The sequence below is a fragment of the Sphingobacterium detergens genome (genome assembly GCF_003610355.1).
In the GTDB taxonomy this organism is placed as follows: Bacteria; Bacteroidota; Bacteroidia; order Sphingobacteriales; family Sphingobacteriaceae; genus Sphingobacterium; species Sphingobacterium detergens.
The window spans coordinates 1673675-1698900 of record NZ_RAPY01000001.1 but is presented as its reverse complement, the minus strand read 5'-3'; the positions used below and the strand labels follow the sequence as shown (position 1 = coordinate 1698900).

At 39.8% G+C, this 25226-nt stretch carries 23 protein-coding genes; 13 read left to right on the top strand and 10 right to left on the bottom strand.

Translation table 11 applies throughout. The annotated features are described in order from the left end of the window. Nucleotides 1-183: 183 nt before the first annotated feature. From DFQ12_RS07395 to DFQ12_RS07385, 3 genes are all read right to left on the bottom strand, one after another. Nucleotides 184-801, bottom strand: a complete 618-nt coding sequence (locus DFQ12_RS07395) for a hypothetical protein (RefSeq protein ID WP_120258316.1) — start codon at nt 799-801, stop codon at nt 184-186. A gap of 757 nt (nt 802-1558) precedes the next feature. Continuing rightward, a complete protein-coding gene (locus DFQ12_RS07390) occupies nt 1559-2038 on the bottom strand; it encodes a helix-turn-helix domain-containing protein (protein ID WP_120258315.1) in 480 nt (159 codons plus the stop codon). Between the two features lie 84 nt (nt 2039-2122). After that, a complete protein-coding gene (locus DFQ12_RS07385) occupies nt 2123-2539 on the bottom strand; it encodes a hypothetical protein (protein WP_120258314.1) in 417 nt (138 codons plus the stop codon). Between the two features lie 274 nt (nt 2540-2813). Here DFQ12_RS07385 and DFQ12_RS07380 point away from each other — a divergent pair, with 274 nt between their 5' ends. Then, nucleotides 2814-3800, top strand: a complete 987-nt coding sequence (locus tag DFQ12_RS07380) for a BtrH N-terminal domain-containing protein (protein WP_120258313.1) — start codon at nt 2814-2816, stop codon at nt 3798-3800. Between the two features lie 90 nt (nt 3801-3890). On the opposite strand, the gene DFQ12_RS07375 is transcribed toward DFQ12_RS07380, so the two are convergent. After that, nucleotides 3891-4829: a hypothetical protein gene (locus DFQ12_RS07375; protein ID WP_120258312.1), complete on the bottom strand. Its 939-nt coding sequence runs from the start codon at nt 4827-4829 to the stop codon at nt 3891-3893. Nucleotides 4830-5173: 344 nt separating this feature from the next. Between DFQ12_RS07375 and DFQ12_RS07370 the strand changes: the two genes are divergently transcribed. The 5 genes from DFQ12_RS07370 to DFQ12_RS07350 all read left to right on the top strand — a co-directional run bounded on the left by DFQ12_RS07370 (nt 5174) and on the right by DFQ12_RS07350 (nt 9035). Further along, nucleotides 5174-5638 (top strand): hypothetical protein, encoded by a 465-nt coding sequence (locus tag DFQ12_RS07370; protein ID WP_120258311.1) that lies wholly within the window; start codon nt 5174-5176, stop codon nt 5636-5638. Between the two features lie 27 nt (nt 5639-5665). Further along, nucleotides 5666-6295: a hypothetical protein gene (locus DFQ12_RS07365; RefSeq protein ID WP_120258310.1), complete on the top strand. Its 630-nt coding sequence runs from the start codon at nt 5666-5668 to the stop codon at nt 6293-6295. 240 nt (nt 6296-6535) lie between these two features. Beyond that, nucleotides 6536-7486 carry a YbbR-like domain-containing protein gene (locus DFQ12_RS07360; RefSeq protein WP_120258309.1) on the top strand — a complete coding sequence of 317 codons (951 nt, stop codon included), beginning with the start codon at nt 6536-6538 and terminating at the stop codon, nt 7484-7486. Between the two features lie 9 nt (nt 7487-7495). After that, nucleotides 7496-8077 carry a dephospho-CoA kinase gene (coaE, locus tag DFQ12_RS07355; RefSeq protein ID WP_120258308.1) on the top strand — a complete coding sequence of 194 codons (582 nt, stop codon included), beginning with the start codon at nt 7496-7498 and terminating at the stop codon, nt 8075-8077. 4 nt (nt 8078-8081) lie between these two features. After that, a complete protein-coding gene (locus tag DFQ12_RS07350) occupies nt 8082-9035 on the top strand; it encodes an MBL fold metallo-hydrolase (RefSeq protein WP_120258307.1) in 954 nt (317 codons plus the stop codon). A 21-nt stretch (nt 9036-9056) separates the two neighbouring features. Here DFQ12_RS07350 and DFQ12_RS07345 read toward each other — a convergent pair whose 3' ends face one another. Then, on the bottom strand, nt 9057-9461 hold the full coding sequence (locus DFQ12_RS07345) for a hypothetical protein (RefSeq protein ID WP_120258306.1): 405 nt from the start codon (nt 9459-9461) through the stop codon (nt 9057-9059). Nucleotides 9462-9791: 330 nt separating this feature from the next. Here DFQ12_RS07345 and dinB point away from each other — a divergent pair, with 330 nt between their 5' ends. Together dinB and DFQ12_RS07335 are read left to right on the top strand one after the other, a co-directional pair. Next, nucleotides 9792-10889, top strand: a complete 1098-nt coding sequence (gene dinB, locus DFQ12_RS07340) for a DNA polymerase IV (RefSeq protein WP_120258305.1) — start codon at nt 9792-9794, stop codon at nt 10887-10889. 118 nt (nt 10890-11007) lie between these two features. Beyond that, the gene (locus DFQ12_RS07335; protein ID WP_120258304.1) at nt 11008-13134 is read left to right on the top strand and encodes a S9 family peptidase; all 2127 of its coding nucleotides are present in this window, start codon (nt 11008-11010) and stop codon (nt 13132-13134) included. A 326-nt stretch (nt 13135-13460) separates the two neighbouring features. Here the strand turns inward: DFQ12_RS07335 and DFQ12_RS07330 are convergent, their stop codons facing one another. After that, the gene (locus DFQ12_RS07330; RefSeq protein WP_120258303.1) at nt 13461-14312 is read right to left on the bottom strand and encodes a hypothetical protein; all 852 of its coding nucleotides are present in this window, start codon (nt 14310-14312) and stop codon (nt 13461-13463) included. Nucleotides 14313-14581: 269 nt separating this feature from the next. Here DFQ12_RS07330 and DFQ12_RS07325 point away from each other — a divergent pair, with 269 nt between their 5' ends. The 5 genes from DFQ12_RS07325 (at nt 14582) to DFQ12_RS07305 (ending at nt 18972) form a co-directional block, all read left to right on the top strand. Then, nucleotides 14582-15388 (top strand): beta-carotene 15,15'-monooxygenase, encoded by an 807-nt coding sequence (locus tag DFQ12_RS07325; protein WP_120258302.1) that lies wholly within the window; start codon nt 14582-14584, stop codon nt 15386-15388. Between the two features lie 15 nt (nt 15389-15403). Further along, nucleotides 15404-16561, top strand: coding sequence for a 1-deoxy-D-xylulose-5-phosphate reductoisomerase (locus DFQ12_RS07320; RefSeq protein WP_120258301.1), 1158 nt, complete (start codon nt 15404-15406; stop codon nt 16559-16561). 15 nt (nt 16562-16576) lie between these two features. Continuing rightward, nucleotides 16577-17902, top strand: a complete 1326-nt coding sequence (gene rseP, locus DFQ12_RS07315; protein ID WP_120258300.1) for an RIP metalloprotease RseP — start codon at nt 16577-16579, stop codon at nt 17900-17902. A gap of 243 nt (nt 17903-18145) precedes the next feature. Next, nucleotides 18146-18349, top strand: coding sequence for a YwbE family protein (locus tag DFQ12_RS07310; RefSeq protein ID WP_046674525.1), 204 nt, complete (start codon nt 18146-18148; stop codon nt 18347-18349). Between the two features lie 257 nt (nt 18350-18606). Then, complete coding sequence (locus tag DFQ12_RS07305) at nt 18607-18972, top strand: response regulator transcription factor (RefSeq protein ID WP_120258299.1); 366 nt, start codon at nt 18607-18609, stop codon at nt 18970-18972. A 29-nt stretch (nt 18973-19001) separates the two neighbouring features. Here DFQ12_RS07305 and DFQ12_RS07300 read toward each other — a convergent pair whose 3' ends face one another. The 4 genes from DFQ12_RS07300 to DFQ12_RS07285 all read right to left on the bottom strand — a co-directional run bounded on the left by DFQ12_RS07300 (nt 19002) and on the right by DFQ12_RS07285 (nt 25093). Then, nucleotides 19002-19214: a DUF6965 family protein gene (locus DFQ12_RS07300; protein WP_120258298.1), complete on the bottom strand. Its 213-nt coding sequence runs from the start codon at nt 19212-19214 to the stop codon at nt 19002-19004. A 26-nt stretch (nt 19215-19240) separates the two neighbouring features. After that, nucleotides 19241-20707, bottom strand: a complete 1467-nt coding sequence (locus tag DFQ12_RS07295) for an efflux transporter outer membrane subunit (protein ID WP_120258297.1) — start codon at nt 20705-20707, stop codon at nt 19241-19243. Then, nucleotides 20704-23856, bottom strand: coding sequence for an efflux RND transporter permease subunit (locus DFQ12_RS07290; protein WP_120258296.1), 3153 nt, complete (start codon nt 23854-23856; stop codon nt 20704-20706). Before DFQ12_RS07290 ends, DFQ12_RS07295 begins: the two co-directional genes overlap by 4 nt. Nucleotides 23857-23929: 73 nt before the next feature. Further along, complete coding sequence (locus tag DFQ12_RS07285) at nt 23930-25093, bottom strand: efflux RND transporter periplasmic adaptor subunit (RefSeq protein WP_244211691.1); 1164 nt, start codon at nt 25091-25093, stop codon at nt 23930-23932. Nucleotides 25094-25226: the final 133 nt, after the last annotated feature.

The following is a 25226-nucleotide window of genomic DNA, read 5'->3' as shown; positions in this document are numbered from 1 at the left end:
ACCCATGTAAGAGATGGCGGTATTTTTAAGTTCCCGTTATTGACGCTATCTGATGCGTCCGGTGTTGTGCTGTTTATACTTCCATCGGTGGAAATTCATTCTTATCCAAGAAAATTTGCTTCCGCCATAACAGGTTATTCTTTCTGTTGACGGCGGAAGCTGAACGTTAAAATACAGTGGCGATTACAGCACGAAGCTGCTTGTGGTATCACTGTAGTTCGGCGTTGGATCAATCCCTAGATAGGAGACCCTGAACTCGTACTCCTTGAACGTCTCAAGTCCATTGAGAATACAAGTACTTTTTGTACTCAGCTGTGAGGCCCATGCAGCTTCACTTCCCTTGAGTCTGTATTGGAACTGATACATCCGTGCACCTGCCCAGGCTTCGGTCTTTAAGTTAACACGTCCGCTACCGACCTGATCGGGTTCGGCGATCGGGCGCTGTGCTTTGGGTACCGAACCGCTATAGGAGCTATTAGCCTTTCTCAGATTGAATCCCGCGGCAAGAACAATGGTATCATCGTTGTTAGCGACAGTATCCACGTATTTGCCGAGTTCTTTAAGGATATAGACCAGATCCTGTCTTTTTTGCTTGCGAATCATGATCGCTCTAGTATCCCTGTAAGCCGCTTCGGTGGCCGAGTTCCGAAATGCCGTGAGTGCAGCTTCTAATGCTGATAAGGTCGGCACTGGTGTTGGGAATAGTGTTGTTTCTTTTGCCATTTTAGTGGCAATTTGTTCAGCAGTTTGCATTAATTGAACATCTGTCTGATCTTTGTCATTGATTGTTAATTGACTCATGATTTTAAAATTTAAAAGTTTAAAAAATATTTAATCGCTAGCAACAATACAAACATACGACAGTGGAGAAGACGTGGAGGGGGTAAAATTGTCTCAAAATTCGAGGGGATATGAAAAACTTTTTGGGACAATTTTACCCCTACTCATGATTGTTTTGGAATAATATTATCTGTAAAAAATGCGATTGAAGCTAATAGGCGTATATTGGGGTTATCGGAGGATCGAAGGTGAAACTTAAGGGAAAAGTAAAATCCCTTAAGAAGTTTTTGCAATCTCCCGGGGAAAATTGGCTTCCCCTTAAGGAAAAGTAAAATCCCTTAAGAAGTTTTTGCAATCTCCTGAGGGAAATCGGCATCCTCCTAAGGGAAAATTAAAATTCCCTAAGAAGTTTTTGCGATCCCCTGGGGGAAACTGGTGTCCCCCTAAGGGAAAAGTAAAACCCCCTAAGAAGTTTTTGCGATCTCCTGAGGGAAATCGGCATCCTCCTAAGGGAAAATTAAAATCCCCTAAGAGGTTTTTGCGATCCCCTGGGGGAAACTGGTGTCCCCCTAAGGGAAAAGTAAAACCCCCTAAGAAGTTTTTGCGATCTCCTGAGGGAAATCGGCATCCTCCTAAGGGAAAAGTAAAATCCCCTAAGAAGTTTTTGCGATCTCCTGGGAGAAACTAGCGTCACCTAAGGGGAAAAGTAAATCCTCTTAAGAAGTTTTGGTAATCTTCTGGGAGAAACTGTTCCCCTTACGGGAAAAAGATAGCTTCTCTAATTATCATCCTCTTTATTTTCTATTTTGGATGGTGGTGGATGTAGTTTCCGCTCGGTGGCAGGTGTATGACCAAAGTAATTTACAAAAGTTTTAATAAAATATTTGGCGGTAGAGAATTGTACATGAAATGCAACCATATCAACAGATAAATTTGTTGTTCGGAGCATTTCGCGACCTTTATAGATCCGAATGGTTCTGATTGCTGTTTTAATCGTCAGATTGTTTTCCTGGAATACACGCGAAAGTGTACTTTTACTCGTCAAAAGCGCTTTTACTAAAGTATCGACTTTGAGGTTCTCATCCATGTAATGTTCGAGGATATAAGCTTTAGCACGATGTAGCAGGGAGATATCGTCCTGCTGTTTGGATTTTTGTTGCTCCAGTAGATCACCGTGGTAGATTTCGAGTAGGCTGGTTGTATAAAATTGGAGCCTGGCATTGATCGAATAGATCGAGTATTTAATTTTTTCGATCATTTCCAATACTTTTTTGATCCGATAGCCGATTTTTTGTGCAGGAAAGATCTGCGTGGAGATCGACGGATCTATTTGTAGGCTATTCTATTCCTGAGCTAAAATAGTTGGGTCTTCGATTTCTATTCCGATAAAGACCATCCATGCTTTACCACCTTTCAGTTGACAGGTGATCCTTTTTTCGGTATTAAAATAGCCGAGATACTGCTGCTGGTTTAGTGTCGAATGGTCAATGTTTTTGAGCGATGAGGAACCTAAGAACTGGAAAGCAAGCCAAAATGTTGTCCTACTATTGCTAAGATCAAAATTCCAATCCTTTTCGAAGGATCCCTTTATTTCCAAAAAAGTCTGTATACCTATCTTTTTGCTGGCAATGTATTGATTTTCATCTTGCCGGATCGGTTTCTCGGCAGCCAGAAAATTAAAATACAATCCTTTCGGTATCGTTTGATATTCCGCAGGAGGGTTTTCGTCATTTAGATTTATGCTATTTATAATCAGCATATTTTTTTAAGTATAAGGGGTTTGTTTTATTAAAATACGAAAAAAATAAAGCTGAAATGCCAAAACAGGGTAAATGGTAAATCTTAATATTTAAGGAAATATTTTTCGAGTTAACTGTTTATTTAATCAATTATAAATATAAAAATTGACAGTCGGGATGAGGGGGGCTGAAGGTATCGACGATTCTTGCTGTATTGATGGTATTTTCTAATCTATAACTACCTGTTGACATAGAGATGTCAGTTCAGACGACTAATTTTAAGCAAAAGAAAACATGATGAGCAATCTAAAACTGTTTGACGGACAACACTGTGAGACTACTGCCACTGGAACTCTACTGCGGCAGCTTGGAATTGAACTTTCCGAACCCATGCTTTTTGGACTCGGGGAAGGCCTTAGTTTTATCTATTGGAATATGAAAACAATGGATTTCCCTTTTTTGGGTGGACGCATAAAGACCGATCTGTTGACAAAGAATCTCTGTAAAAACCTCAACCTCGAGCTTTCTGTAAGAGAAACTACCTCGAAAACAAAGGCTTGGCAGCAGGTCAAACAGCTTTTGGATGGAGGGCAAATCGTTGGGCTCAAACTTGATGCTTATTACCTTGAATATTTCACTAATCCGTTTCATTTCGCTGGTCACTATGTTGCGATTTACGGTTATGATAATCACAACGCTTTTTTGGTCGATACCAGACAACAGGGTGGGAAGGTCAAAACCTCGCTCGAAAGTCTGGCTTTGGCGAGAGCTGAGAAGGGGCCAATGGCATCGAATAACTTATACTATACAATACAGCGAATGAGTGAAAACTTTGACTTAAAAAAGTCTGTCATTACCGCTATTGCCAACAATGCAAACGAATATCTAAATCCGTCCATCACAAATATTTCTTACAAGGGGATTTTGAAGACGAGTCAGGAGCTTATAAAATGGTTTAATAGGAGTAAGGATGTAACCACGGAATTTAAAATGGCTGCCAATCTGATGGAAAAAGCCGGCACCGGCGGTGCACTGTTCCGAAATTTATATCGCGATTTTCTAAAGGAAAGTTATGACCTGCTCCAGATTGAGCAACTTCGTGAAGCACATCAAGAATTTGTGGAAATAGCTTTGTTATGGAAATCCGTTTCAGACTTATTTTATCAAATCAGTGAGACAGATCAGATTGAGTACATAAAGCAAGCGTCGGAAATACTTAAAATCCTAGCTGATAAGGAGAAAAAAGCGATGGAGCGGTTGGGGAAGTTAAGTGGATATTGAACTTTTGGAGAAATCTCGAAAAATCAAATGGTGGGGATAAACTTAACTCAGGGGACCTGTTAAAGTCAATTTGGGGACAATAAACTTTAGCTATTTATCCATTGGTGGGGCTATATAAAAATAATAACGATTTGGATGAGAGAAAAATGAGGTATAGAGACTGTATTTTGAAGGTATATAAGTTTGGATAAAATTAATAAATTCGGTAGCATCATTGCCGTTATCCCGATGAATAATAGGATTTACTAATCGATCAATTGATAGGTCGAGCACAAATGAAATAACAACCCGTCCTACTGGAATTGTCTCCGTATCAGATCGAAATCTTACCTTTTCACCTTTATACATTTCGTCTAAGACAAATACTTTGGATGTTTGATCTGTTTCGGGCATTTCAATGTCGGTTACTAAAGGATGATTATTAGTCAATCTGAAAGAGAAGATACTATTTTTAGGTCTGCCATTATACAAAGCAGGCTTCCAACTTATTAATTTAGCACTGTCTAAATGAACGATGATTTGCCAAGGAGATAAAAAGCTATGATGACCATTCTTATCAACGAATACTTCAATCGGGTTGGTATAAGATGTGTGCTGATAAGGATCGAAATTATTTCGTTTAAAATCGGATAGAATCTGATTTACAAAATTTTTTACTCCGCCTACTGGTCTGGCATCAAATTCACTGAAATTAGGAAATCCTTCGTATATTTTCACTTTTTCTATGTGGGTATAGACTTCGCTTGAGTATAAGTCCCAGTATATTTTCAACTCATACTTACCGGTATCGAAGGAAGTGTTGTTTTTCAAAATAGACGCTATCTTGGGTGGAATATATTTGCTCTGTATATTTATCGTGTCGAAGCCAATATTGTTATTAGCGTCTTTTTCAAACCTCAATTGCAGATGTTTTCCTCGGATACGGTCATTTTTTAGCTCATTGGAGAACAATCGATAGACTGATAGTTTAGATTGGGCGAATACACTACTTGAAAGTAGAAAGACAATGAATAAAATAATTCTTTTCATATTTATAGGATGACAGATATAAAGAGATTCCATAAATAGTACTCCGTTAGGTGTATCTCATCACATTAAAAAATGGATAGGCGGCAAAGTAACGCTTGAAATAGGGGTATAATTTTAGTTTTCTTAGCATACATATGAAATAATATCTGCTTGGATATGGACCATAAATGATGCTATTCACTGAAAAACTAATTTTTTTCAGTGGTTGGTTGTCTATCCCTTTTTTCTAGGTGTTTAAATGTTGTAATTATTTTTTTGGATTTTGAAATTTTGTCCGTAAATATGTTTTTAGGAGTATAGATTAGAATTAAGAATGGAGGAGTTATAGAGTTTGGGGATATATTATGGAAGTAGGAAACCAGAGTATAGAATTAATAGATAAAATGTATTTTTCTCAGGATGATTTCATAAAACTGAGTAATTGTACAATAAAATGTATTGATCTTATTGGATGTTTTGAATTAGATGCGGAAATTGTAATAGAAAATTGCGTTATAGAACAATTTAATATACAATCCTGTTGGTTTGTAAAAGGTTTGACCATAAGATATTCTATTGTTAAAGGGTATATTAACTATCAAATGGGAGGACATAACGATGTCCCATTAATTTTTGATCATAATATTTTTACTGACTTTTTTAATTTCTTTGACTGTGAATTTAATGCACTAGTGGTGTTTAAAAATAACATTGTCACTAAGGGAACTAATTTATTGGGAAATATGGGTGAAGGATTTGGGAATAGATTTAACGCTGGCTGGGAAGTTGAAAACAATTTGGGAGATCTCAATTTAAACAGGGAAGTGTAATAGTACTTTGTAGTAGTTGAATACATTATGTTCAATATTTTTAGAAAAAAGCATAGAAAATTAGAAAATTGGGAAAAAACGACTTTACAACAGGTGTTTGATCTATTGGGGGATGGTTATGCACATTATATTGAGCAACTGGGTTTTATAGATGAGGTAGGCATTAATCGCTCCGATATACCCAATTTGATTAATTGTAAATATTCAGTTCCATTTTATAAAGAATTTGAAAATGAATTGATAGAAGATTTTAAAGTTGAGGGATTAATAATTGGAGATTTATATAAAATGCGTGATGTAGAAGTTGTATTATATTTCTCCGATAATATATTTATCGGATACTCGACAAATCTACAAGTTGGCTCATTTCAATTTAATTGCCAAAAAATTGATATTTCAAAGGCTCGAAAAAAATTCTGGGGTGATGAAGGAAGCTCAATTGTGAAAAGATTTTTAACAAAGAAGGAATTAAAATCAATCAATATTGGGGATATTTATATATCAAATATTAATGGAAAAGATTATTATCATTTAAAGGAACTTGAAGATGGGGATTTTTTAGGGTTTGATCAAGTTGGCAATTTTTTTATTCTTACCCATGACCCATTCGAAATACGAAAGATAGATCGAAAAAGTGTAGCGGATTTTTTGTTGTAAAAAAGATTATTTATTTAAATGACTTTATAACAATATGTTAGGATAGTAATGAATAGGTGTCCGGTATTTTTAGTATGCCTTTAATTCATAAAGCACAGACCTAAGTATAATAAAATAGGAAAATGAGGGGAACGATTATGTAAAATTTATAAATCAAAAGGGTTTACACTCACTTCTTGTTTAACCAAGTTTTTATCGCACCAAGAACTGATTTTTACGCAAATTGATTAAGTTTGTAACATGGCAAACGCAGTCCGATTAAATAAGACCCAACGACGCAAGATCAACATCTTTGTGCGTTGTGTTGCAATTTCGTTGCTGGCTTGGTTGTTGTTTTCGATTTCCAACCAATATACAGTGTCTGTCAAGGCTGCGATAGAATACGTCAACCTACCCGAAAAACGGGCTTTTCACCCCCAACAATCGGATACAGTCAAAGTAAAGCTCGAGATGACGGGATGGCAATTCCTCTTTTCGAAAGCTGCATTGGAAACACCCAAAGTACAGGTGGATCTCAGCTCCCTGAAAACAAAAGATTGGATTGTATTTTCCAACCAGCTGGGATTTATCAACCGTCAGTTTCCGCATGAACAACGTGTGGTGTCGGTGAGCCCGGATACCTTGTTTTTTGATTTTTCAAAACAAACACAGCGAAAGGTTCCTGTAAAACCTTTGTCCAATATCTTGTTTAAAAGGGGCTATGGTGTTATCGCTGATACCAAAGTCACACCTGCATACGTGACGATAACAGGGCCCTATGAGGATGTTTCGACCATAGAATATTGGGAAACGGATACCGTACGTGGGAAAGAGGTGGAGACTGATGTGCGCACTGTGGCAAATCTTACCCGCAATCAAAAGGGAAATATCAATGTATATCCCACATCTGTGGAGGTGCTGATGCCGGTAGGGGAGCTGACGGAGAAAGTCATCGAACTGCCCGTAAAAGTTGAAAATGGACAACGCTATAGTTCCGTGAGGCCCAATCCAAGTAAAGTGGTGATCACTGTGCTGATGTCGGTCAAAGATTATAATAATTATACATCCCGTGATTTTGAGGCTGTGGTGGATCTGGCGGATTGGGAGAAAAATGAGGTGCAGTATTTACCGATCCTGCTGACCAAGGTGCCGGATTATTGTAAGATTATCAGTGTTGTGCCACAGAATGTGGACTTCTTTGTACGAAAATAGGGAATAAAAATGGGGCTGAAAATAGGAATAACAGGCGGAATAGGATCCGGAAAGACTTTTATCTGTAGGCTTTTTGAAGCTCTCGGTATACCGGTTTATAATGCGGATGAGGAAGCCAAAAGGTTGATGAATACCGATATACGGATCAAGGAAAAACTTATTGCGCAGTTTGGTGAGGCAACTTACAAGGATGGGCTGCTGGACCGGGCATTCCTGGCCAATATGGTCTTTTCGGATAAGAATAAACTTGAGCTCCTAAATAGTATTGTACACCCGGTTGTCATCCAGGAAGCTAAGGATTGGGCTGAGCGGCAGACTACACGTTATTCACTCAAAGAAGCTGCGCTCCTTTTTGAAAGTGGCTCATACAAAGAACTGGATTATACCATATTGGTTACTGCGCCAATGGATATTCGTATACAGCGTGTTATCGAGCGGGATGGCGCAACTGAACAACAGGTACAGGAACGTATTAACAAACAATTGTCTGACGAGGAAAAACTGCAGCTTGCCGACTTCGTCATCGTTAACGATGGAATCACTCCACTACTACCGCAAGTGTGGACATTGCATCAAAAATTTCTAAAATAAATATATGTCTATCATACTGTCTGACTTTCTGGTCAGAAAACCGGAAGGGTATTATTGCCGTTATGGCGACTTTTTTATCGATGCGGGTAGCCCCGTAGCACATAATGTGGTATCTCATGCCCATGGCGACCACGCCAGTTCAGGACATGACTATGTCTATTGTACTAATGGAACGGCATTGTTTATGAGCTATCGCTATAAGCAGAACCGTAAGGATTCCTATCAGGTCAAATTGTTCAACGGCACTTTTAAAATCGGTCCGGTGGAAATTACCTTTCTAGCGGCTGGTCATATATTGGGATCCGCGCAGATCTTAATGGAATATCAGGGCGTACGCTATTTGTATACCGGCGACTACAAATTGCAGACTGATGAGACTTGTGAACCTATCGAAGTGCAGCAGGCTGATGTATTGATCACCGAAAGTACTTTTGCAAATCCTGAAGTTATCCATCCGGATCCCATTCAGGAGATCAAGAAGCTGGAGGGGCACGCGAGCAATATTCTATTGGGAACTTATGTGCTGGGGAAAGCACAACGGATCACAGATCTGATCAATAGGTACTGTCCGGAAAGAAGGGTGCTGGTACATAGTGGAATATTGCCTTACCATCGTCTGTATGATGAACATGGACTTAAAAAAATGACTTATGAACCTTACAATCGTAGAGAGATGAAGCAGGGTGAGCAGAATAAGGTTTATCTGGTACCGCCCATGACTTTCAATAGTTATTTTAGGGCGACAAAAGTATTGCGGGCCTTTGCTTCCGGATGGAAGCGACTACAGGCACAGAATGATATCGAATTGTATATTTCGGATCATGTGGACTGGAATGATATTCTCCATTATATTAAGATGGTTGACCCGAAAGAAGTATGGACATTGCATGGCGATGGGACAATACTCAAAAGTTATTTTGGCGATAGGTTAATGGTAAGAGATGTGCTTTCAGCATAAAGGAGGGTATACCCTCCTTTATTATTTCATATTGATAATCTTGTCAACAATGTATACCGTATTGCCACGCCAAGGCAATACCCCATGATATTCTTTGTATTGAAGGTCAAAATATTTACCACTATTGAGCTCAAGCTGGCGAAATATAGAATCATCTTCAATAGAAAATTCGAATTGGTTGCTGGCAATTCCGCCAGTCTTGACACTACCAAACCCTTCCTGAATCAGTTTCCCCTCATAGGTCTTAAATATATTGCCTTTTTTGACGGCAAAATTTAAGTAGCCAGATTTCACCCCTTCACCAAATACGTAATAGTATTTCCAGTAACCATAGGATCCGAAGCCCACTAACAAAAAGAGGAGCAGGATAAATAAAAATTTCTTAAATCCAGACTTTGTCTTTTTTTGTTCCGGTAAATTTTCCATAATTTTTTTGCTAGTTTTTGTTGTATTATTTTCTTTTCATTTTATTCAAATATGTTTTGGCGCAAAGCTGTCCATGTCCATCATACACAAGAACTCGGCCAATTATAACGGTTTGAAAAGTATCAGTGCTAATGAGAACAGGGGCAGCATGGAGGGAGCGGTCAGCGCGGAGAGCATGATCTGCCTCTAAGGGTTGAAAAAGTACCAGCACTAATACCGGCTGGGGCTGATTCAGAAATTAACTGCCTGAGAATTGGCTTGATAAACTAATTATGTTAGTATTTTACCGCGGTTTATAGTGATTCTTGCTAATTTTTGTAAATTTGGGTAATGGATTCGCCCCAAACATATCGTAAAATTATCCACCTGGATATGGATGCTTTCTATGCGTCCGTGGAGCAGCGGGATTTTCCGGAATATCGGGGGAAGGCTATTGCTGTGGGCGGTTCGCCTGATGGGCGGGGGGTAGTGGCTACGGCCAGCTATGAAGCACGGAAATTTGGTGTTAAGTCAGCCATGAGTTCCCGCAAAGCACTGCAGCTCTGTCCGGAGATCATATTTACCCGACCACGGTTTGAGGTATATAAGCAGGTTTCGTATCAGATCAGGGAAATCTTTCAGCGGTATACGGATTTAATTGAACCGTTGTCGCTTGATGAGGCTTTTTTGGACGTAACGATGGATAAACAGGGAATTGGTTCGGCCATTGATATCGCCAGGGCGATCAAATCTGCCATCAAAGAAGAGCTTAATCTGACTGTCTCTGCCGGAGTTTCAGTCAATAAATTTGTCGCCAAGATTGCCTCCGATATGGATAAACCCAATGGCCTGACATTTATAGGGCCTTCAAAGATTCTGAAATTTATGGAATCCTTACCGGTAGAGAAATTCTTTGGTGTAGGTAAGGTGACCGCCAAGAAAATGCACGAGCTGGGTTTATTTACAGGGATGGATCTCAAAAAACAGCGCGAAGACGATCTGGTGCGTTGGTTTGGTAAGACTGGGCATTTTTTTTACCGTATTGTCCGCGGGATAGACGAGCGGCCAGTTACACCCAATAGGAGTAGCAAATCTGTCGGAATAGAAGATACTTTTGAGGCTGATATCGAAACTTTTGAAGAACTGAACGCCATACTGCAAAGACTGAGCATACAACTTTGGGGACGCATCGGTAAAAAAGAAATATCGGGCAGGACACTGACCTTGAAACTAAAGTATGCTGATTTCGTGCAGCTGACGCGAAGCCTGACGCTGGATACAAGTTTCGACTCTGAAGAGAAAATCTATGCGACAGCCCATAGTTTGCTGAGTAAGATTGCCTTAGCAAATAAGGTGCGGCTGCTGGGGATTTCGATCTCTAATTTTGTTGATGAGACAGATTTTCCAAAAGAGGGTGTCCAACTCGCTCTTTTTGAAAATTATCGGTAAGAGTGGATAGCCATCACCTGTACATGGAGCTGAATAAGCTTGTTACAGGTAAAATCGTCGTTATTTACCACAATTCTTTATCTTAGCTGAAATAATTAATAAACATATCCAAGAATTAATGAATACAGTATCAAGAGTGCTCTTAGGTGCATCTATTGTGTTTTTTGTGCATGATCTGACTTTTGCACAGAAGAAATTGGATTTTGCGCAATCCTGGGGACAGAAACAGTCTTTAACCGTGCGCACAAATCAATATCCGGGCTGGGCGGATGGAGCCGCTTATCTGGAAAATGACGTCAACGATAGCCAGCTCTATCAGGTCAACGTCAAATCGGGGAAGAGAAGTATCTATACAATTCCTGCCAAAGAGGGGACGGTGGTCTATGTAGAGAAAAATGATATTTTTATCAAAAATGGCTCAGGTACTGCAAAGAAATTGACCAATTCACCCGACGTTGCAGAACAGAACCCAACTTTATCGCCAGACGGTCAATATGTTGCTTTCACACGTAAAAGCAATTTGTATAGTTTAGAGGTAGCTACGGGGAAAGAGGCACAGTATACAAATGATGGTACCGATGTAATTTACAACGGTTGGTCTTCATGGGTTTATTATGAGGAAATTTTGGGGCGCCCTACAAATTATAAGGCTTTTTGGTGGTCTCCAGATAGCAAGAAGATCGCTTTTATGCGTTTTGATGATACCAAAGTGCCTATGTTTCCGATATATTCATCCAAAGGACAACATGGTTATCTAGAGGAAACACGTTATCCGAAAGCAGGGGATCCTAATCCTGAGGTGAAAGTGGGTATCGTTCAATTGAATGGCGGACAAGTGACCTGGGCGGATTTCAATGAAAAGGATGATCAGTATTTCGGACAGCCTTACTGGGCTTTCGATAGTAAAAATTTCATGGTGCAATGGATGAACAGGGATCAGAATAACCTGAAATTTTATCAGGTGGATCCAAATACTGGTTCGAAAAAGGAGATTTATGATGAACGCCAAGCTTCTTGGATCAATCTGGATCATGATGAGCGTATTACTTACCTTGCTGACAATAAATATTACATTTTAAAATCGGATAAAACTGGTTGGGCGCACTATTACCTATATAAGTTGGATGGAACATTAGTCAACCCGATTACATCTGGTGATTGGCAGGTGACCGAAATCAAACGGATAGACGAGAAAAATAAGGTGCTTTATTTTACTGCACGTAAGGAAAATTCGGCTCGTTTTGATCTATACCGTGTGGATTACTCGGGTAAAAATCTGAAACGTTTGACCTTTGGTGAATATTCACATGATGTCAACGTATCGCCTGATGCCAAGTATTTTATCACCCGATATTCTAATGTGAGCACACCGGACCGTTTTGCCTTAGTGGATAATCAGGGTAAAGTGGTACGTCAATTGGCGGATAGCAAAGCTGCGGACTTTAGTTCGTACACTTACGGTAAAACGGAGTATTTACATATTAAATCGGATGATGGTCTATTTGATTTACCATTGACGATCACTTATCCTACGGATTTTGACAAATCGAAAACTTATCCTGTTGTTTTCAGTATCTACGGTGGTCCAGATGCGGGTACTGTGAAGGATACCTGGAAAGGTACGGGCAATCAGTATTGGGCGAATGAAGGTGTTATCCAAGTTTCAGCGGATCACCGGGCTTCTGGTCATTTCGGTAAACAGGGCGTAGCTTATATGCACCGTAATCTGGGACATTGGGAAATTATCGATTATTCTACGATCGTAAAATGGTTGAAATCTCAGTCTTGGGTAGCTAAAAACAAAGTATTGATCACAGGCCATAGCTACGGTGGTTATATGACTTGTCTGGCGATGACTAAAGCTGCTGATGTATTTGACTTTGGTATTGCGGGTGCGCCGGTAACGTCTTGGGAGTTGTACGATACCCATTATACCGAACGTTGGATGGATACGCCTCAAGATAATCCTGAAGGTTATAAAGCGGGGTCGGTATTGACTTATGCTAACAATTATAAGGGCGTACTGCGTATCATGCATGGCGATATGGATGATAATGTTCATTTGCAGAATACAACGCAACTGGTTGATAAATTAACAGATAGAAGTGTACCTTTTGAATTGATGATCTATCCGGGCAGCCGTCATGGATTTGACCGTTCAAAAAGTAAATATGACTTTAATGAGCGTGCACGTTTCTACTATCAATATCTATTGGAGAAACCTCTTCCAAAAGAGTTTAAGTAGGTTGTTGGGTGTGATTACAGAAAAAACACGCGGTTCAGCTGAACCGCGTGTTTTTTTATAGGATAGTCTTTGGATATCAGGTAAGATAGTTGCTCAAAATTCATATTGTCTGTCTCGAATTTACATTACTATATTGACTGATTAAATTCAAAAGAAATGAAAGTTATATTTACTTGGCTAATGTACATAGCCGCCTTGTTATCTGCACTCCTCATCCTATTGTTTATTTATTTTACGGTTGATCCTTTTCGTAAACAAAGGCAAAGGAAATTGTATTACCAAAGGCTTGAGGAGATAAAACAGGCTAGGAAATTGCACCCAAAAAGTTAGTTGATCTTGTTAAATAAGTAATCCGGAATCTCCCATTTGATGGGATTTACTTCTTTGACTGGATCGTAACTTAAAATCTCAGGGTATTCATCTCGCTCGAGCCTATCAACAATATTTTCCAAAATGGGCTTTATTTCTGGCCAATCTTCAGCATATAATGCCAATGTCGAGTATCTTTCAAGCAGCCAATAAACCATAAGAGCAATTGCTTTATCGCAGTATTTATGTTCGATTACAGTTTGATATACGTCGAATTCGCGATGTTTCAATAAGACGGCAATGTTGTACAATTCAATGGTGCTATCACTCCGCCTGATCTGATTGATCAAATGTTCTCCAAACCAGCTATGAACTTCCGTTTCTTCTAAATAAACATAGGGTTCCTCTCCCTGGCTTGCCTGCAAAACGACCGCTGGTATTTTTGGAGCCTGTGCAATTTTTTCGGCAGGATCGTAACTGATGTCTGTTTTGAGATAAAACCCTTTTTCAGAATTGTTTATAACCGTTTTTATAATGTCGAAGTTCTCGTCAGTTCCTTTTCTTGTTTTCCAGCTTCGACGAATAGCTTCAAAAGGATAGTTATGCCAGAATAGCATCAGGGCAGTAGCCTCACTACAAAATGGGCTCTCAACGATCCATTGTTGGATGTAGAAAAAACATTGTGTCGCTAATTTATGAAGCTCCTGGGGTGTTTTTAAAAGCTGAAATTCTTCAAATTCCATGTGCCGATAGGCATCCTCTGTTTCCATACCTGTTGGTTGTGTCTTATAGTGATTTTGCTTTAACTTATTTTTGGTTGTTTGGCCGTTCTGCGAAACCGTATTTTTCCGGTCAATCGCCTCGCTCACTGAAACGGTAAATGATTTTGCCCGGATGTTCTAAAATAGCAAAAATCCCAGAAAACGAATCGAATGTTTAGACCGCCGCACGTTTTTTTTACCACATTTGAAGTGGATTTTTACCGGCATTGAAATAAAGCAGAGGCTATAGATGCCCTGAAAAAATAGTTGGATCGAATATGATGTTAAAAAACTTAAAAAATGTCAATTTTATGTGGGTGTAAATTGTTGAAAATTAAAAATAATGGCATCTTTGTAAAAGTTTATTCAAAGAAAAAATGATTCAATTCCTAAAGGAAAGTACTTTTGCCGTAAATGAGGTTTTTAATAGGTCGTGGGAACTATTGAAAAAGCATTATTTTTCTGTTGCTGGCCTATGTTTTTTACTATTTGTAACCTCTGGTTTATCCAATTTCCTGGCGACAACAATTAGTGATTTTAATGTTGTACTTAGTGGTTTTATGGCCTTCTTTTTTATGATCATGTATTTTGGACTGAACCTTACTTTGTTTAAATACATCCTCAATCTGATCGATGGCAACCAGGACAAGAAATTGATCCATTGTATACCAAGTTCAAAAGAAATAGCCCATTTTTTTGGTGCAATGTTAAGTATTATGGTGCTTTCTTTTGCATTGCTGATGATTTTGGGAGCGATTTTGTTTCCTTTGCTATACTTACTCGAAAATGGTACTAATCGCGTTGTGCTTATTGAAAAATTTACGACTAGCGTTGTTTATGCTGCAGCAGTATTGACTTTTATTTTGATTATTCGCATCGCATTTTATCCCTTCTTTATTATTGATAAACATGCGGGAACCTTTAAATCGCTGCGCTTTAGCTTTGCGTTGACCAAAGGCAATGTTTTCAAATTATTATTAATCTTTGCGGTATTTGCTTCTTTGCAATTATTGCAGATGTATTTTAATTATTTAGGATATTACATAATTTTTATTATTTTGAACCTTGTGAGCTCGTTCTTAGTGGTACCTTTGGCCAGTATTGTTGTTTCGGTTGCGTACCGGGAAATGATGTCGGACTATCACGGTGGAGAGGACCCGAAGATTTTGAATAATATATTTTAATAAAGAGAGAAGGTTTTGAGTAAAAAAGGAATTGCCATTTTAGGGGCAACGGGTAGTGTCGGTACACAAGCCTTGGATGTTATTAGAGCCTTTCCGGATAAGTTTGAAGCGGTTGTTCTGACTTGCGGTAGCAATGCTGAACTATTGATCAAACAAGCGTTGGAGTTTAAACCAAAATCGGTTGTTGTGACCGATCCAATCCAATATAAAAAAGTTAAAGAAGCCTTAGCGTTTCAGGATACGACGGTGTTATATGGTGAAGAGGGCTTGATTGAAGTGGTGCAATACGCCGAAATAGGTATTGTCTTAAATGCAATCGTGGGTTCTGCAGGTTTAAAACCTACGGTAATGGCTATTCAATCCAGAAAAGATATTGCCCTGGCGAATAAGGAAACTCTTGTTGTTGCCGGGGAATTGATTATGGCCTTGGTCAAAGAATACGGTGTCAATATGTTGCCTGTAGATTCTGAACATTCGGCAATCTTTCAATGTCTGGTCGGTGAGGAGCAAAACCCTATTGAAAAAATTTATGTGACGGCATCTGGAGGTCCTTTTCGTGGAAGAAAGCGGGACGAGTTGCTGCAGGTAACAAAAGCACAGGCCCTAAAACATCCCAATTGGTCTATGGGGGCCAAAATTACGATAGATTCGGCTTCTTTGATGAACAAGGGACTGGAGGTGATCGAAGCCAAATGGCTCTTTGATCTAGCTATCGATCAGGTGGATGTCATCGTACACCCACAGTCGATCGTGCACTCTCTGGTTCAATTTAAAGATGGATCTATGAAAGCTCAAATGGGTGTTCCGGATATGAAGCTGCCTATTCAATACGCATTGACTTATCCCGCCCGTTTTGAAAATAATTTTGAACGCTTCAATTTTATGGACTATCCGACGCTTCATTTTGAAAAAGCAGATATGGAAACTTTTCGAAATTTAGCCCTGGCTTACGAAACACTTCGCGCCGGTGGAAATAAATCTTGTATATTGAATGCAGCAAATGAAGTTGTCGTAGCTGCTTTCCTAGCCGATAAAATCGGCTTCCTGGAAATGAGCGACGTCATCGAAAATACATTGGAAAAAGTGGAATTTATCGCCAATCCGACACTGGAGGACTATCTGGAGACGGATCGGCTAGCAAGGTTAATAACAAAAGAAATAATCAAAGATTAAATATAGAAAGCATACATGGGTGTTTTAATTATGGTCGGACAAGTGATTTTAGGCTTGTCAATTTTAATTGTTCTACACGAGTTAGGGCATTTTTTAGCAGCACGTGCATTTGGAATTAAAGTGGAGAAATTCTATTTGTTCTTTGATGCGTGGGGGGTGAAATTATTTAAATTCAACTATAAAGGCTGTGAGTACGGTATCGGCTGGTTACCTCTGGGTGGCTATGTGAAGATCGCCGGTATGATCGATGAGTCGATGGATACTGAACAATTGAAAGGCGAACCACAACCTTGGGAGTTCCGCTCGAAACCGGCATGGCAGCGTCTGATCGTGATGTTGGGTGGTATTATCGTTAATATCGTCGTTGGTATCCTTGTCTTTTGGATGTTGACCTTTAAAATGGGTAATACAGATGTCAAGATGGATCAACTGGTAAACGGTATCGTACCGGGATCCATTGGTGAATCTATCGGTCTTAAAGCCGGTGATAAAGTGATCGCAATAGATGGACACCGCGTTGAAAACTACTCCGAGCTGCTTGGTTCTAAAGTATTAATGGGCGGTGTATCCCTTACGGTAGAACGTGATGGCAGGACAACAGAAATCAAGGTTCCAGCGGATTTATTGAATACCTTGTCCGATAAAAAAGGAGAGAAGTTTATTGAACCTCGTTTTAAAACAACAAGTATTGCACAAGTGGCCCCAGGATCAGTGGCAAGTAAGATGGGTTTTACCAAAGGGGATAGTATTGTCGCCCTAAATGATACTCCAGTACCTTTCTTTGATCAATTCAGAACGTTAGTTAAAGCAAATATCAATAAACCTGTTGTCATTAAAGTAATCCGTGCAGGAGCGGAGGTTTCCCTAAAAGGAAATGTACCAGCGGATGCAATGTTAGGTATCAGTGTCAATCATGATAATTCGATCAAGTCGTTTACAACGAACTATACGCTTATGGAAGCTTTTCCGATCGGTGCTAAAAAGGCATTTACGGTAATCACAGATAATGCGAAAGGATTCGGTAAAATTTTCAAAGGAGAGGTACGTGCTGATAAAGCGCTTTCTGGACCTATTGGTATTGCGACATTGTTCGGTACTGAAGTGGATTGGATTCGGTTCTGGTCTTTGGTTGGTATGCTTTCAATGGCGCTTGCATTTATGAATTTGTTACCTATTCCGGCACTGGATGGCGGTCACGTCGTATTCTTACTGATCGAGATGATTCAAGGCAAGCCGCTGAGTGAAAAATTTCTCGAAAAAGCACAAATGGTCGGATTCTTTATCCTTTTGGGCCTGATGGTGTTTATATTCGGAAATGATATTTTTAAGTTGTTCAAGTAACTAAATGTTTGAAAGCCGTTATGTATTTCTCTTAGTCGGATGGATACAGTACAGGTTTTCAGCGTTCGGAATACACAACAATAAAAAATTACTTATGTATCTTGTTGAAAATAAAAAATATAGATCAAAATCTTGATGTTAATGGTTTCAACCGCTATATGAGATAATAAAAAATAAATAATTCAACAAAAAATAGGGGAGTTTTCTTTTGGAAAACTCCTTTTTTATTTCTTACATTTGACCATGGACGGAAGAAATAGAGCGGATGTAAAGCCTGGAATGTTGGTTAATATCATTCTAAAAAAAGACCAGCGTACGGGGAATCTTACAGAGGGCATTGTCAAAGATTTACTGACATCCTCATCTTATCATTCAAGAGGGATAAAAGTAAGGCTGACAGATGGTCAAGTAGGAAGAGTGGCTGAAATTATAGAGGATGACTTTTAACGATATCGTATCGTTAAGTTAGATCTTCCGACTATTCCTGTTGTTTTAGATATGTTGTCTAAATGAAATTATTGCTACCTAATGATGTTCTTTTTATTGGATCTAAATTGAATTTAATGGATGTGTTGCGATGCACTTTTTTGAAATTAGATTTGCATAGTAACATAATTCTTATTAACTTATTTCCATATTTTTAATTTTTATTGCGTATTTATAGAATTTTATTGTATTAATTAGTTGAATGATCTCTTTTTCGAATGGATACCAAAAGTAAATGTAAGATTGTCTACGCAGATGATGCGATGATCCATCATGTTATGATGAAGGCCATGGCCCAATCCCATTCGTTGGAATTAGTTTATTGCGCCTCTAATGGTAGAGACCTTATCGACTATTTGATTGAACATAATAAAGCGCTACCTGAGGTGTGCATATTGGATCTGCACATGCCGATTTTGAACGGTATCGAAACCGCAAAAATCGTTAGGGAGAAGTTTCCTTCCATTCGTATATTTGGTCTGACCTCGAGTAGTGATGAAAGCGAACGGATTGAAATGTTGGCCGGAGGGGTGGAGCAGATCTTCGCGAAGGAAGATATGTCCGCATTGTTACAACAACTTTAGCTGAAAGCATAAAAAAGCCTAACAATTTGTTAGGCTTTTTCGTTATTTTCCAGTGCTTCCTTAAATTTTAAAAGCCTGACCCATGCCGGGCATTTGCTCAAATCTTTTTTCCATAATCCAACATGGATAAAACTTGTGCTGATAAATCTTTCCACATCAAACACTTGCATATCTTGTTGTATTTCCAGTGATTTGGGTAATTCCCTAGATTGAAAATATTGTTGTAATTCTTCTGGTGTCATAAAACAAAAATAGCGTTTTTAATTCATTATCTCCAACCGCCACCTAAAGAACGGTAGAGATCCACAAATCCATCCAGATGCTGCTGGCGTAGCTCGACCAGATCCAGGTCGCTATCCAAGGCATTACTTTGTGCAGTGATCACTTCTAGATATGTCGCATAGCCACTTTTGAAGAGTAGGTTTGCATTTTTTACCGCAAGATGCGCATTATCCACTCTTTTTCTGGCTAGCTCGAGCTGTTCCCGCTGTTTGTCTACTGTAACTACAGCGTTGGAGACTTCGGCAACTGCTTCGACGACTCGCTGTTGAAGCTGAATTTCGGCTTTATCCCGTTCGAGTTTTGCAACTTCATATTGTGTTTTTAATGTTTTGTTTTTGAAAATAGGCGTGGTCAGATTGCCGGTGATACCACCTAGTAATGCGCCTGGTATGTTGAACCAGTTTCGGGGAAGCATGGAATTTACGCCCAGTACGCCGCCTATATTGAGGGAGGGGTAGCGCATAGCCTGCTGTATATTCGCATTGGCATTCGCCGCCATTAATTGAAACTCGGAGGAACGGATATCTGGTCGATTGCGTATGATTTCAATGGGCGAACCAAGCGATATGTCCTTACTTTCTGCAAACAGATGTTCGTATGAAGTGCTTCGTTTGATACTGTCCGGGAGCCTTCCTGTTAATGTCTGCAATGCATTCTCTTGGATAGTAATCTGTTTTTCCAATTCTGGGACAAGTGAGGCTGCCAATAAACGCTGCGATTCTGTCTGTTGAATGGCAAGTGCTGTAATCTCACCGGCTTTATATTGTAGCTTAATCATACGTAATGTACTGTCGTTCAACTGAACATTACGTTTGGCGACTTCAATTTTAGCATCTAACATCAACAGATTGAAATAACCTTTGGCGACAGACGTGATAATATTGGTCTGAATGGCATTTTTGGCTTCCTGTGTATCCAGGTATTCCGCCAGTAGCTGTTCCTGTTTGCTGCTAATTTTTTTCCAGATATCTATTTCCCAGCTAAAACTGATGTCGGATCCAAATTGAGATTGGTAAACAAACATATTTTCTGGTGCTTTCTCACCTTTGTGCTCATAGTATTTTGACAATGGTCCGCTCCCAAATTCTTTCGATCGCCAGGTGCGGTTTCCATTCGCTATGGTGGCACTGACACTCGGTAGATAATTTGACTTATTTTGAGCCATTACCCTGCTGGAGATCTGTAAGTTGAGCAGCGCTGTTTTCATTTCAAAATTATTGGTCAGTGCCGAATCGATCAGTAGCTTGAGAGTAGGATCATGAAAGAACGATTTCCAATGAATCAATCCCATGCTGGAGGTGTCGCCAAAATAAGCTAAGGTGTCACCACGGAAGGTGCCGGGAAGTTTTAGTTTGGGCTGAACATACTCTTTACCAACTTTACAGGCATTTATCAACATCAGTAACCCGGTAGCCATAAATAGTGCTGAAATGTATTTTTTTATGTTTTTCATTCTTCTTCTTTAGCTAGTTTATCCTGTAGTTTTTCATCCAGACCTTTGAAGACAACAAAGAGTACTGGAATAATAAAGATGCCAAAGGCAACTCCTAATAGCATACCGCCTGCTGCACTGAAGCTGATGGAGTGATTACCGATGGCCGAAGGGCCGACAGTCCACATCAGTGGAACTAGACCCGCAACGAAGGCAAGACTGGTCATTAGGATTGGCCTTAACCTTAGCTTTGCACCACTGATAGCGGCTTCCACGATGGTTTTTCCATTTTTACGTTCCTGTACGGCAAATTCGACTATTAGGATCGCATTTTTAGCCAGTAGACCGATCAACATGATCAATCCAACTTGGACATAGATGTTGTTCTGTAGACCGACAAGGTTGATAACTGAAAAGACACCGATCAGACCAACAGGAATGGATAGTAAAACTGCCCAGGGAAGAATATAGCTTTCGTATTGTGCGGAGAGTAAAAAGTATACAAATAAGATACTCAGGACGAAAATTAGAATAGTCTGGGATCCAGATTGGCTTTCTTCATAGCTCATACCCGTCCATTCAAAACCATAGTTTCCGGGTAGTTTTTCGTCGGCTAGCTTCTGGATGGCCTGCATGGCGTCATCGGTACTATAGCCTTCTGCTGGTGTAATGTTGACCGAAATTGCATTGTATAGATTGTAGCGGGTAATGGTTTCGGGGCCGACAGTTTTTTCCAATGTCAGAATAGTATTGATGGGTACCATCTCGCCTTTGTTGTTCCGTACAAAAATCGAATTGAAAGATGCTGGATCTTTGCGGAAATCAAAATCGGACTGTACATACACGCGGTATTGGCGGCCAAAACGATTAAAGTCACTGGCTTGCACCCGTGCAAAATAGGAGCGTATGGTGGACATTAAGTCTTTGATCTCAACACCGAGTGATTTTGCTTTGACAGCATCAATGTTCACCTCGTATTGGGGGAAATTGGATTTAAAACTGGTGTAAGCACTACGGATTTCCGGACGGGTATTCAGCTGGCTGATAAAGGTATCTGCAATGGTATTAAAGTCTCTTACGTCACCGCCCATACGATCTTGAAGAACCATCTCAATACCGGCAAAATCACCAAATCCCTGTACTGTGGGCCTAGGAAATACCGTAAATGTAGCCTCATTTATTTGTGCAAGGTCATTCCTGATCGTATCCATAAAGGCGTTAATGTTTTTGATGTGCTTGCGTTTGGCATGTGGTTTAAGTGTAATATACCCTGCAGCAAAGGCTGGACTCGAACTACCATCCAGTGCATTGAAGCCAGAAACTGTCGTCATACCCTCGATATCTTTTCTTTTTTTCAATATACTGTCAGCGCGATAGAGTACTTCTGTCGTGCGGCTTAACGAAGCTCCTGGAGGGAGCGCTATGTTGTAGGTGATAAAACCGTCATCTTCAGTTGGGATAAAACTCTTTGGCGTTTTGATCATTAAAATGACTCCGATTGCAGTAATCAATACCAGACCTATCCAGGCTATTTTTTTATGATTGATCAATAACTGTACAATAGATACGTATCGGGCAGTCAGGCGATCAAAAGAAGTATTGAATGCTTTAAAGAAACGATCCTTAAACTGGCCGATTTTTGATTTGGCTTCTTCTTCCTGTTCAGGCTTGGGCGCTTTGAGCAATAATGCACATAAGGCAGGACTCAATGTCAAGGCATTTAGCGCTGAAATTAGGATCGCTGTCGCTAGGGTATAGGCAAATTGCCGATAGAAGATACCTGCTGGACCCTCCATAAAACCAACAGGCAAAAATACCGCTGCCATGACCATGGTAATGGAGAGGATTGCACCAGTAATCTCTGACATGGTCGACAATGTCGCCGCTCTAGCTTTTAATCCCGTACTATGCATCTTCTCATGGATGGCCTCCACAACAACAATGGCATCATCGACAACAATACCAATGGCCAATACCAGGGCAAACATGGTCAATACATTGAGTGAGAATCCAAAGAGCTGGAGAAAAAAGAAAGTGCCGATCAAAGAAACAGGTATAGCGATCGCGGGAATTAAGGTTGATCTAAAGTCCTGTAGGAAGATGAAAACAATAATAAAGACCAAAATAAATGCTTCGAAAAGTGTGTGTTCAACCTGGCTGATGGATTCATCAATTTGGTCACGTACAGAATAAGTCACTTCATAATGCAATCCCTTTGGGAATGTCTTGGCCTGTTCTTGGAGTACTTTCCGAACAGCGATATCAATATCATGGGCATTGGAACCACTGGTTTGCGTCAGGTTGAGTGTCAGTCCGGGATGACCATTGACCTTATTGTCACTACTGAGATTTGTTGCACCAAATTCTACGCGTGCAACATCTTTGAGGTATAGCACCGAACCATCATTGTTTGTCTTGATGACGATACCCTGAAATTCTTCGGGTGTGGTAAAGCGTCCTTTGTGTCGAATAACAGTTTCAAATGCCTCATCGGAAGTTTCACCAAATTTACCTGGCGCTATCTCAAAGTTTTGATCTTTGATGGCATTCATAATGTCCTGGGGAACCAGATTATAAAGGGCCAACTTTTCTGGATTCAACCAAAGCCGCATGGCATAATCCCTTGCTCCGAGTCGTGATACTTGTGCTACTCCGTCTACACGTAATAAAGGACGCATGAGATTGATCTGTGCATAAGCTTGTAAGAAGGTTTCATCATAGGCCTTATCTTGATGATCCGAGTAAAGATTGATGGTCATGATAACCCCGGTCTGGCGTGGCATGACGGTAATCCCAGCTTCGTTTACTTCAGCAGGAATAGAACTGATCGCTTTGGAGATACGGGTCTGCACATTGACCGAGGCAATGTCTGGATTTGTTCCGGTTTTAAAATAGACGGACACACTACCCGAACCGGAGTTGGAAGCAGACGATTTGATATAGGTCATATCTTCCACACCATTAATAGCCTCTTCAATCGGCAATAAAACACTTTTTGCTACCGTCTCAGCATTGGCACCAGGGTAACTCAATGATACCAGGACACTCGGCGGTGCAATTTCGGGAAATCGGGACACAGGGAGCAGCTTTAATCCCACCAAGCCCAGTATGACTAAAATAATAGAAATGACCGTGGCTAGAACAGGTCTATTTATAAAGGTTTTTAACATATAATAGAATTTTAGACATAGCTCGGACATACCTGAAAATAGGTTACCACAGCGATGTAAAAATGTGCGATAATTATTTCTGTGGAATAGGGGTGACGGCAGAACCATCGGTTAGTTTGTCAAATCCACTGGTAATGACACGGTCGTTTTCCTTGAGACCTGAGTCTACGATATAATTGCCTTTGCTTTTGCCTGAAAGCTGAATATTGCGGCGTTGTGCTTTATTGTTTTGATCCAATATATAGACAAAAGTTTTGTCCTGTAATTCATTGATGGCAATCTGTGGGATCTGAAGGACATCTTTTTTTACTTCCGCAATTTTTAGTGTGCCACTACTTCCCGAACGTAAAATATTGTCTTGGTTTTGGAAAGTTGCACGTAGAGAAATTGCTCCTGTGGTTCTGTTGATCTGTCCATTGACAGCATCGACAATCCCTTTTTTCGCATATTCTTCACCGTCGGCGAGAACCAGCGTTACCAGAGGAAATACCAGTTTTTGATTCTGGTTGTATTTCTTACCTTCAATGCTGTCTTTTTTCGCCTGTGCTTTTGAGAAGTAGAGGAAGTCGGATTCATTCATGGAGAAATAAACATAGACTTCCTGTATATCGGATAGGTAGGTGAGGGGCTCTTTGTCACCTTTGGACACTAAATTCCCAATACGTTTGGGAATACGGCCGATATATCCACTTACAGGTGCTGTAATGATCGTAAAGTCTTTACTGATCTGCGCAGAGCGTACAGCGGCACTGGCCTGATCTAGCGTTGCCTTTGCTACCTGATAGTCAGATTTGGCTGAAGCCAGTTTTACATCCGAAATGACGTCATTTTGAACCAATGGTTTCAAACGGTCTACTTCTAATTGTGCATTTTTAAGTTTGGCCCGCGCAACCTGTTCCGTGGCTACCATGTTGTTTAAATTTTCTTGATAGGTAGAAGGATCTACTTTGAACAACTTTTGTCCTTTTTGTACAAAAGAACCTTCATCGACATAGATTTCTTGCAGTAAGCCCTCAACCTGGGGACGGACCTCTACATTCACTTTTCCCTCAATGGTACCTAGATAGTCCTTAATCGTGGTCGCATCAGATTTTGCAACTGTATAGACGGGCAGGGCTACAGGTTTTTCATTGGTATTATTTTCTTTGGAAGAGCTTGAAGAACAACTTACCTGGGTGGCTAAGACTGAACAAATCAATAAGGATACGCTGAAAATAGATAATGTTTTTTTCTTCACAATACTTGATTAAATTTTTGATATATGTGCTATTGTAATGTTACTATTACAAGATATAACGCCAAATAGTTTAATTATTGTGTAAATTAACATTTGTTAACGTTTCAATTTATAGTTAATAATCGCTCAATTA